Source organism: Pseudomonas migulae NBRC 103157 (genome assembly GCF_002091715.1).
Taxonomy (GTDB): domain Bacteria; phylum Pseudomonadota; class Gammaproteobacteria; order Pseudomonadales; family Pseudomonadaceae; genus Aquipseudomonas; species Aquipseudomonas migulae_A.
The window spans coordinates 107,657-117,607 of record NZ_BDAG01000020.1; the positions used below are offsets into that span (position 1 = coordinate 107,657).

At 59.7% G+C, this 9,951-nt stretch carries 8 protein-coding genes; 2 read left to right on the top strand and 6 right to left on the bottom strand.

Features of this window, described 5'->3' with window-relative positions:
- Positions 1–69 precede the first annotated feature (69 nt).
- The 5 genes from PMI01S_RS16605 to PMI01S_RS16630 all read right to left on the bottom strand — a co-directional run bounded on the left by PMI01S_RS16605 (position 70) and on the right by PMI01S_RS16630 (position 5,728).
- Positions 70–1,095 carry a histone deacetylase family protein gene (locus tag PMI01S_RS16605; protein ID WP_084321071.1) on the bottom strand — a complete coding sequence of 342 codons (1,026 nt, stop codon included), beginning with the start codon at positions 1,093–1,095 and terminating at the stop codon, positions 70–72.
- Between the two features lie 151 nt (positions 1,096–1,246).
- The gene (locus PMI01S_RS16610) at positions 1,247–2,476 is read right to left on the bottom strand and encodes a Zn-dependent hydrolase (RefSeq protein WP_084321072.1); all 1,230 of its coding nucleotides are present in this window, start codon (positions 2,474–2,476) and stop codon (positions 1,247–1,249) included.
- A 272-nt stretch (positions 2,477–2,748) separates the two neighbouring features.
- Positions 2,749–3,678: a 2-hydroxyacid dehydrogenase gene (locus PMI01S_RS16620; RefSeq protein WP_084321073.1), complete on the bottom strand. Its 930-nt coding sequence runs from the start codon at positions 3,676–3,678 to the stop codon at positions 2,749–2,751.
- A complete protein-coding gene (locus PMI01S_RS16625) occupies positions 3,675–4,430 on the bottom strand; it encodes a class II aldolase/adducin family protein (protein WP_084321074.1) in 756 nt (251 codons plus the stop codon). Before PMI01S_RS16625 ends, PMI01S_RS16620 begins: the two co-directional genes overlap by 4 nt.
- Positions 4,427–5,728: an MFS transporter gene (locus PMI01S_RS16630; RefSeq protein WP_084321075.1), complete on the bottom strand. Its 1,302-nt coding sequence runs from the start codon at positions 5,726–5,728 to the stop codon at positions 4,427–4,429. Before PMI01S_RS16630 ends, PMI01S_RS16625 begins: the two co-directional genes overlap by 4 nt.
- Before the next feature lie 156 nt (positions 5,729–5,884).
- Here PMI01S_RS16630 and PMI01S_RS16635 point away from each other — a divergent pair, with 156 nt between their 5' ends.
- Positions 5,885–6,841, top strand: a complete 957-nt coding sequence (locus tag PMI01S_RS16635; RefSeq protein ID WP_084321076.1) for a LysR family transcriptional regulator — start codon at positions 5,885–5,887, stop codon at positions 6,839–6,841.
- A gap of 12 nt (positions 6,842–6,853) precedes the next feature.
- On the opposite strand, the gene mrdA is transcribed toward PMI01S_RS16635, so the two are convergent.
- A complete protein-coding gene (gene mrdA / locus PMI01S_RS16640; protein ID WP_084321077.1) occupies positions 6,854–8,746 on the bottom strand; it encodes a penicillin-binding protein 2 in 1,893 nt (630 codons plus the stop codon).
- A 274-nt stretch (positions 8,747–9,020) separates the two neighbouring features.
- On the opposite strand from mrdA, the gene PMI01S_RS16645 reads away from it, so the two are divergent.
- Entirely contained in the window at positions 9,021–9,944 is a 924-nt protein-coding gene (locus PMI01S_RS16645; RefSeq protein WP_084321078.1) for a TIGR03571 family LLM class oxidoreductase, read from the top strand.
- The last annotated feature ends 7 nt before the right edge of the window (positions 9,945–9,951 follow it).

Genomic DNA, 9,951 nt, shown 5'->3' on the forward strand with positions numbered 1-9,951 from the left:
TGTGTTCAACCCCGACCCAATGTGGGAGCGGGCTTGCTCACGAAAGCGGTCTCCCAGGCAACTCAAGGCTCAGATCCGCCACACCTCGGGCCCGACAAAAAACGCCCGCGCATTATCCTCAAGACTCTCCAGGTGATACCCCCCTTCCTGCACAATCAGACACGGCAACCCAAGGCTGCGGATCCGCTCACCCAGCCGCTTGAACCCTTCGCGCGTCACCGCCACTTTGCTTTGCGGGTCCAGCTCGAAAATATCGAAGCCCAACGACAGCACCAGCACTTGCGCAGCAAAATCCTTCACCACTGCCAGCGCCACGTCCAGTTGTGCAAGAAAATCCGCCTCACTTGAACCATGCGCCATCGGCAAGTTGAGGTTGAACCCTTCACCCACCCCGACACCGCGCTCCTCCCCGAACCCGGCAACCCCCGGATAGAAGTTGGTCGGATCGCCATGCACCGAGACATACAGCACATCGTCGCGGTCGTAGAAAATCTCTTGAATCCCTTGTCCGTGGTGCATATCGGTATCGAGCACTGCGACTCGATCAAACCCGCCGCGCAACACCTGTGCCGCCACCGCCGCGTTGTTCACATAACAGAAACCACCCGCCGCCTCCGCTCGAGCGTGATGCCCCGGTGGACGGCACAAGGCGTAGGCCGCCGGCTCGCCATCGAGCAACGCCCGGGCCCCGGCCACTGCACTTTGCGCCGACCAATAAGCCGAACGCCAGGTCTGTTCGCCTACCGGGCAACTGCCGTCCGCGAGATACCGGGCCGCCTGAGCCAGAATCCCGCGCAGGGCGTTGGGCTCGCGGACGAAGATGTTCGACATCACCTCATCGCCCCAATCTTCAGGGATTTCCTTCCAGCGCTGATGCGCTTCCTGCAGAAACGCCAGGTAAGGCGCACCGTGCACCGCCAACAGCGGATCAAGTCCGGCATCGACCGGTTGCTCGACTTTAAAGCCCAATGAGTGAGATGCCTGCACCAGTCGTTGCGCACGCTCCGGCACTTCCTGCGGCGTACGCATCTGCCCACGCGAGTAGTAGCTGCGTGGATGATGAAGCAATTGTTCGGGATGAAAAAAACTGCGCATGGGTTGATACCTGTCAGTTAACGTAAATCCTGAATCCGGACGCGTTCTAATGTGGGAGCGGGCTTGCTCGCGAATGCGGAGTGTCAGCCGATATCAATGCTGAATGACGCACCGCCTTCGCGAGCAAGCCTGCTCCCACAGGGAATTGTGTTTATTCCACTTTTTCAGCGCGGCTCAACACGGCGTTCAGCAACACATCCGTACCCTGCCGCACATCTTCAGGCAACACATCTTCCGCTTCGTTATGACTCAACCCCCCAACGCACGGAATGAACACCATCGCCGTCGGGCAGAACCGCGCCAGGTGAATCGCGTCATGCCCGGCGCCGCTGACAATCGATTGTTGAGCGTAGCCCAGCGCATCCACCGCTTGTTGCACCGCCGCCACGCAATCGGCATCGAACGGCGTTGCCGCGCTGATCCAGTGTGGGGTAATCGTCAGCTTCAGACCGCGCTCATCGGCAATCGCCTGAAGCCGCGCGCGTACCTGCTGCTCCATCGCCTCGATGGCTTCGTCGCGGTGATGTCGCAGATCGACGGTGAAATTCACCAGCCCCGGAATGGTATTGCGCGACGACTTGTTGATGCTCAGCTCGCCGACGGTGGTCAGGCCTTCCGGCGCGAAATCGGCCGCCAGCCCCTCAATCGTCTGAATCATCCGCGCTACGCCGTACAAGGCGTCCTTGCGCAGCGGCATCGGCGTGGTGCCCGCGTGGGCGGCCATGCCTTCGACCTGCACGTCGAGCCAGCGAATCGCCTGGCCGCCGCTGACCACGCCGATGCTTTTGGCGTTGTCCTCAAGGATCGGGCCTTGTTCGATGTGCGCTTCAAAATACGCATCCACCGCGCCGCCCAACGGACGCTCACCGGCGTAACCGGTGCGCTGCAACTCATCGGCGACGCTGATGCCATCGATGTCTTGCACCGCCAGCGCCGCGTCCAGTTGCATGATGCCGGTGAACACCGCCGAGCCGAACATCGCCGGGGTGAAGCGCGCGCCTTCTTCGTTGGTCCACACCGCCACGTCCAGCGGCTTGCGGGTCTGGATGCCGAGGTCGTTGAGGCAACGCACCACTTCCAGGCCGGCGAGTACGCCGTACACGCCGTCGAAGCGTCCGCCCTCAGGCTGGGTGTCGAGATGGCTGCCCATCATCACCGGCGCTGCCTCCGGATCAGTGCCGGCGCGGCGGGCGAACAGGTTGCCGATAGCGTCCACGCTCAAGGTCATGCCGGCTTCGCGGCACCAGTGGGCAAACAGTTCGCGACCGGCCTTGTCTTCATCGCTCAGGGCCAGACGACAACTGCCGCCGCGTGCGGTGGCGCCGATTTCGGCCATGGCCATCAGACTCGCCCACAGGCGTTCGCCATTAATCTTCAACATAAATCACTCCAGCTGAAAAACGGTGATTTGTAGTAGCCGGCTTGCTGGCGATGCCGTCGGAACAGTCGTCATCAATGTTGCCTGACAAACCGCTATCGCCAGCAAGCCGGCTCCTACAGGTTCGGTTGTGCGTAATCGCCTAGACACGCAACACCTTCGCCACCGGTTCACCAGCACGTAACCGCTCGAGCAAGCGCCGTTCGGCGTGATCGGACGCCAGCGTCTGTTCGATCACGCTGGCGGCCGTTGATCTAATGGGCGAGTTTGCAAGTTCAATAACCCAATAATCGGTCGGCGCAATTCAACAACGGTTCATCGGCATTCAAGCGCCGAAAGTTCTCCGCTACTTGCTCGGCAATACAGTCGTGGGAAGCTGCCGAAGCCATGTGCGGGGTTATCGTGACGCCGGGCATTGTCCAGAGACGGTGATCGGCCGGTAGTGGTTCCTGTTCGAACACATCCAGTAGCGCGCCGCGCAGTTTTCCTCGTTTGAGGGCTTGTTCGAGGTCGTCGATATCGAGATGGCCGCCTCGTCCGCAATTGACGAGTGCGGCGCCGTTGGCAAGCTGCTCGAACGTTGACTGACCGAGGATGCCGCGCGTTTCCCGAGTCAGCGGCAACAGGTTGATCAGCACCTCCACGCCATCGAGAAACGGGTTCAGGTTTTGCGCACCGGCAAACGTCTGGACACCGGTTAACGCCTTGCTGCCGCGAGCCCAGCCACGAACGTCATAACCGGAAGCGGCCAGATCCTGGGAAATGGCGCTACCCAACGATCCCAGCCCCATCACCCCGACCTTGAACTGCCCCGCCGCCCGTTGCAGCGGCCGCTCCCAGTGTTGTTGCCGTTGTTGTTCCAGCACCTGATCAAAGCCACGGTGATAGTGAATCACTGCCCAACGCACGTACTCGGTCATGCCCTGACGGTGGCCGGGGTCGACCACCCGGCACACCGGAAGATCCGGGCACGAGGGGTCGTTTTCCAGATGATCGATACCGGCGGCGACCGAGTGAATCACTTGCAGATTCGGCAATGCCGCAAGGCTGCCCGGCAACGGAAACCAGCACGCTGCGATCTGCGCATTCCTGGCCAGCGGATCATCCGCCAGCACGGTCGTGAGTTGCGGCGCGCTGCGGGCAAACGCGGCTTGCAGCTGCTTGAGCAGCAGGGTGTCGCGGGACAGCAAAACCACGGTGTTCATGACAGATAGGACTCGCGCTGGGATTCGATCAGGGTCAGTGCAGCCTCCCAGGCCAGGTCGATGATGTTGTCCTGCTCATCGCGGTCAAACTGTTCTGCCGTGTGCGCGCAGACTTCCGGGGACGGGTAATGCAATTCGCAACCGCCGGCCAGCGCGGCGACCTGCGCCTGACAGGCACGCTCAAGAAAGTGAATCTCCTGAAACGCCTGAGCCACGCCCGACCCACCGACCAGCAAGCCGTGGTTACGCAGGATCATCGCCCGGTGTGGCCCCAGGTCGTCGATCAAACGCCCGCGCTCATCCAGCGACAGCGCGATGCCTTCATAGGTGTGATACGCCAACTTGCCGTAGAACTTCAGCGCGTGCTGACTGATTGGCAGCAAACCTTGCTTCTGCGCGGCGACAGCCATGCCGGCGGCGGTGTGAGTGTGAATCACGCAGTTGAGATCCGGGCGGGCCATGTGGATCGCCGAATGAATGACGAAGCCGGCGGCGTTGACCCGATGACCTTCGTAAGCCGGATCGACGATGCGCCCGTCCTGATCGATACGCACCAGATCCGAGGCTCGCATGCGGTCGAAAATCACCCCGTAGCAATTGATCAGAAAGTGATGCTCAGGCCCCGGAATCCGCAGGGTAATGTGGGTGTCGATCAAGTCGGTCATGCGAAAGTGCGCGACCAGCCGATACAGCGCAGCCAGTTCGCAACGAGCCTTCCACTCAACCGGGCCGATGTGTTCAGGTTTACTCACGAATACATCTCTTTAGCAGCGTGGGTGACGACCGGGTTGGCGCGCAGGCGGGCCAGCCCGCAAACACCGATCAGGGACAGGGCCGAGAGCAAGGTGAAGAACACCGCCAGCGGCAGCCACTCTCCGGAAAACTTGCTCGCCAGCAGCGTGCCGATCAGCGGCGTGGTGCCGCCGGCCAGCGCACAACTCAACTGGTAAGCGATGGAAATGCCCGAGTAGCGCAGATGCACTGGAAACGCCTGAGTCATGTAGCCGGCGATCACCGCGTACAACGCCGACAGAATCACCACCGCCAGGGCGATGCCGAGCGTCATCAACAGAATGTTTTGCGTACCCACCAGCAGAAACATCGGGTACGGCGTGACCATGCACAGCAGTGCGACGAGCTTGAGGAAGCGCCCCTCGCCGATGCGCTCGGCGAGCAGTGCGCAGAGCGGTTGCGAAAGCAGTTGAATGATGGTCACCAAAAACAGGCAATCGAGAATCGTCGAGCGCGCGATGCCTTGGTATTGGGTGACGTACGTGATCATGAACGTGTTGGTGAAGAAGAACCCGGCGGAGCCGATGGTCACCGCCGCAGCGGCGAACAGGATCTGCCGCCAGCAGGTGCGGATGACGTCTTTCACCGGGTATTGGGCGGTTTCGTTGTTATCTCGGGCCTTGGCGAATTCCGGCGATTCGTGCACACCGGAACGGATCATCAGGCCGACCATCATCAGCACACCACTGGCGAGAAACGGCAGACGCCAGCCCCAGGACAAGAAGTCCTCGGGCTCAAGGGACGTCACCAGGCGAAAGGCGATCAGGGCCAGCAACAAACCCGCAGGACTGCCGAGCTGGGCGAACGAAGCGTAGAACGTTTTGCGCTTGGCCGGCGCATGCTCGCTGGCCATCAGCACTGCCCCGCCCCACTCGCCACCTACCGAAATGCCCTGAATCAGGCGCAATACGATGAGACCGATCGGCGCCCAGATCCCGACACTGGCGTAGCTGGGCAGCAGGCCGATGCCGGCAGTCGCCAGGCCCATCAGCGCCATGGTCACCAGCAGCATTTTCTTGCGGCCCAGACGATCACCCAAGTGACCGAACACCATGCCGGCCATTGGGCGCGCAATGAAGCCAACGGCGAAACTGCCGAAAGCAGCCAGGGTGCTCATTACGGGGTCGCTGCTGGGAAAGAACACTTGCCCAAGCACCAGCGCCGCCGCGGTGGCGTAAATGTAGAAGTCGTAGAACTCGATGGTCGTGCCAATGAAGGCGGCGGCCGCAGCTCGTCGCGGTTGTGCGGTGGTGTGCATGCAAGGACCCTGTGTATTTATAGTTTTGGGCAGGTACTGAAGGCTGTTGATGGTTGCACTCTGTGGTGCTTGTGGGCTTTATCGCTTCCGTGCCAGGATTAGTCAATTTTCATATTCTTATCTTTACTATTAGCGCAGCTACTACTTGGAGTTGGCATGACCTCCACGAACCCTTGGGTGGGCCGACGTTTTCTCAACGATCGCCTCGACTGGAACTTGTTGCGCACCTACTTGGTGATCGGCCAGGAAGGCAGCATGAGCCGTGCTGCGGCGCGGCTGCACATAACGCAGTCGGCGGTCAGCCAGGCGCTTAAACGGCTGGAAGAACAATTGGAATGTGTGTTGATTGCCCGCAGCGGACGACGGTTCGATCTGACAGAAACCGGGGAGGAAGTCCTGCGCATTGCGGCGGATATCTATGGCGATATTTCGCGATTGGGCACGGTGGTGGAGAGCCGCCACGACGACGTGGTGGGCAAGATTCGCATCCTCACCGTCAGCGGCGTGCAGGCGCGCCACTACGATGACTTCCTCGCCGACTTCCATGAAACCCATCCGAAAATCGAGCTGGAAGTCGAGGTGATGGGTAGCTCGAACATCATCAGTTCGTTGCTGCAGAAGACCGCGACCATTGGTGTCGGGCTGTGCCGCTTGCCGCAGCCGCGGCTGGAGCAACGAGTACTGTTTCGCGAGCGATATGCGTACTTTTGTGGCCAGCGTCATCGACTGTTCGGGCAAGAAAACCTGACACTGGAACAGCTCGCGGCGGAGAACTTCGTCAGCTTCACCAGCGACCAGCTCGGCGGCAACCTTTCGCCGCTGACACTGTTCCGCGACGAGCAAGGCTTTACCGGCAAAATCGTCGCTTCATCGACGAGTTTCGAAGAAATTTACCGCTTGATTTGCGCAGGCTACGGGATTGGCTGTTTGCCGACACACCTGGTGCGAAGGGATGTCGAGCAAGGTTTGCTCTGGCGTTTACCGCCGGAAGATGGGGTGGTGGATTTCGATATCCAGCTGCTGTGGAATCGCGAGCAGAAGATGAGTCAGGCCGAAACCGTGTTCCTCGAAAGCTTCCAGCACATGCTCAGTATTCGTGAGCCTGTGCTGTGAAGCCTTGAACGGTCAAACGTGAGGATCGCCAGGCGCTTTACTCGGCGTGGCGTATTGCGGCTTCAGATGACCGTCCTGATCGAGTAACCAGGCGTCCATGATCTGCCGCACCACCGGGCCGGCGACACGCCCCCCGGCCTCACCGTTCTCGATCATCACCGAGATCACAATCTTCGGATGCTCGGCCGGAGCGAAACCGACAAACAAGGCGTTGTCGCGGTTACGCTCCAGGGTTTTCGCCCGGTTGTAGCGCTCGCCCTGTTTGATCGCGACCACTTGCGCCGTACCACTCTTGCCGGCGATCCGGTACTGAGCCCCCTGCGCCGCCGCTCGCGCAATCCCGCGTGCGTCGTGCATCACCATTTGCATGCCGTGGTTGACCTGCTCCCAGTCACGCGGGTCCTTCAACAGGATGTTGGGCATCGGATGCTCATCCACTGGCGCAACACCGTCCACGGTCTTGGCCAGGTGAGGTCGGTTCCACACACCTTTGTTGGCGATCAGCGCAGTGGCTTGGGCCAGCTGCAACGGCGTAACCTGCATGTAGCCCTGGCCGATGCCGAGGATCACGGTCTCACCGGGGAACCATGCCTGGCGGCGCGTGGCACGCTTCCAGGCCTGCGACGGCATCAGGCCGGCAGACTCTTCGAACATGTCCAGCGAGACCTTCTCACCGAGGCCGAACATCGCCATGTAGTCGTGCAGGCGATCAATGCCCAGCTTGTGCGCCAGATCGTAGAAGTAGGTGTCGTTGGAGCGCATGATCGCCGCGTCCATGTCCACCCAGCCATCGCCGCTGTGGTTCCAGTTGCGGTATTTGTGATCAAAGTCGGGAAGTTGGTAGTAACCGGGATCGAAGACGCGGGTCTGCGGGGTAACCACGCCGGCGTCAAGACCGGCGATGGCCACTTCCGGCTTGATAGTCGAGCCTGGCGCGTAGAGTCCGCGCAGCACACGGTTGAACAGCGGCCGGTCAATGGAATCGTGCAGTGCTGCATATTCCTTGAAGCTGATCCCGGTCACGAACAGGTTTGGGTCGAAGCTCGGTTTGCTGACCATGGCCAGGACTTCGCCGGTCGATGGATCGAGTGCGACCACTGAACCACGACGATCACCCAAGGCTTCTTCGGCGGCTTCCTGAAGTTTGACATCGAGGCTCAGAACGATGTTTTTGCCGGGGATAGGATCGGTGTGTTTGAGCACTCGCAGAACGCGGCCCTGAGCGTTGGTTTCGACTTCTTCGTAACCGACCTGGCCGTGCAACTCTGACTCGTAGAACTTTTCAATCCCGGTCTTGCCGATGGATTGAGTGCCACGGTACTCGACGGTATCCAGGGCTTTGGATTCTTTCTCGTTGATGCGACCGACGTAGCCGATCGAATGCGCGAAGTGCGCGCCCATCGGGTAGTGACGAACGAATTGCGGCTCGACATCGATCCCCGGCAGACGGAATTCGTTCACGGCAAGTACGGCGATTTGCTCTTCACTGAGTTCATAGAACAGGGTGACGGGCACGAATGGATGACGTGCCTGCTTCATCGCCTTGTCGAACAGCGTCCGGTCTTCAGCGGGCAGGTGCAGGAGGTTGACCACCTCATCCAACTCTTCTTTGACGTCGGAGGCGCGCTCGCGGGTGATGGTCAGATTGAAGCTGGGGCGATTGTCCGCGAGCACCACACCGTTGCGGTCGTAGATCAACCCGCGCGTGGGGGTGATCGGCAATACGTGGACGCGATTGTTTTCGGAGATGGTCGAGTGATAGTCAAACTCGACCACTTGCAGCACGTACATGCGCACCACCAGTGCGCAGGTGATGCCGACGACGAACAGGGCGCAAGCCATCAGTCTTTTGTTGACCAGGCGTGTCTCTTTTTCGTGATCCTTGATCGGTATTGGTTCGGGCATTTCTCTAGCTGCTCTTTGACTAAAATGGGGCGCCGATCCTCAGGCTTGAAATCAGTCCGTTAAAAAACGAGCTGCACCATACCAAAAACCGTGCGGTCTCTTTAGTGCGATTTCCTCTAATGGTTGTCCTTGAGGGCCAAATCGACTGTTGGCTCTTTGTGTAGACTCGTGCGTTTTGCTCAAGATTGTTATTCCCATTCGTGCATTTTTCTTGCCGATAGGCCTGTGGATACTGAGTGCATGTCATTCCATTTTGTTGTCTGGGAGTCTTTTCATGCATTCACGATTTAAACGATTACTGGGCTCCAATGGGTTTTCCATTGGCCTGGAGTTGCCACTGGATAACGATTGGTCCAGTGAGGGTCAGCGGCGGCGAATTGCTGAGGAACGGCCTTTCGGTGTTCCAGACCTGAAGCAACATGCGGCGATGGCGCGGCTGGCGGACAAGGCTGGGTTCCGCGCGCTGTGGGTCCGCGATGTACCGGTTTACGATCCGAACTTCGGCGATGCCGCACAGGTGTTCGAAACCTTTTCCTACCTTGGATACCTGGCCGGAATCACCGACAACATCATGTTGGGTACGGCGGCGGTAGTATTGCCATTGCGTCAGCCCTGGCTCACCCTGAAGGCCGCAAACAGTATTGATGAATTGAGCGACGGGCGTTTGCTGCTTGGCGTGGCCAGCGGCGATCGGCCGATGGAGTATCCGTTGTTTGGTGTGGATTACGATCAGCGCGCAGAGATCTTCCGCGATACGGTGGAATTGCTGCGCGACCAAGGGGTAGGCCGTTTGCCGGAAGGTGCGCAATTGCTTCCGCAGCTGGACCAGGCATTGCCATTGTTGGTGGCAGGTCTTGGTCAGCAGTCACCTGCCTGGATTGGTGAACATATGGATGGCTGGCTCGCCTACCCCGGCACGCCGGATGAACATCGTCGTCGGGTGGGACTTTGGAGGGAAGTGGGTGGGGATAAACCTTACATCAGCTTCGTTCACCTGGACCTGGCGACCAATCCTCATGCTCCGATGCGACGTGTACGGTTCGGCGGTATTTGCGGGCGGTTGGCGTTGATTGATGAGCTTCAGGCATTGCGTGAAGCCGGTGTGCAGCATGTTGGTCTGCATGTGCGTCGTAGCGAACGACCGGTTGCCGACGTGATCGAAGAGATCGCTGAATACGTTCTGCCGATGTTTCACTAACCATATC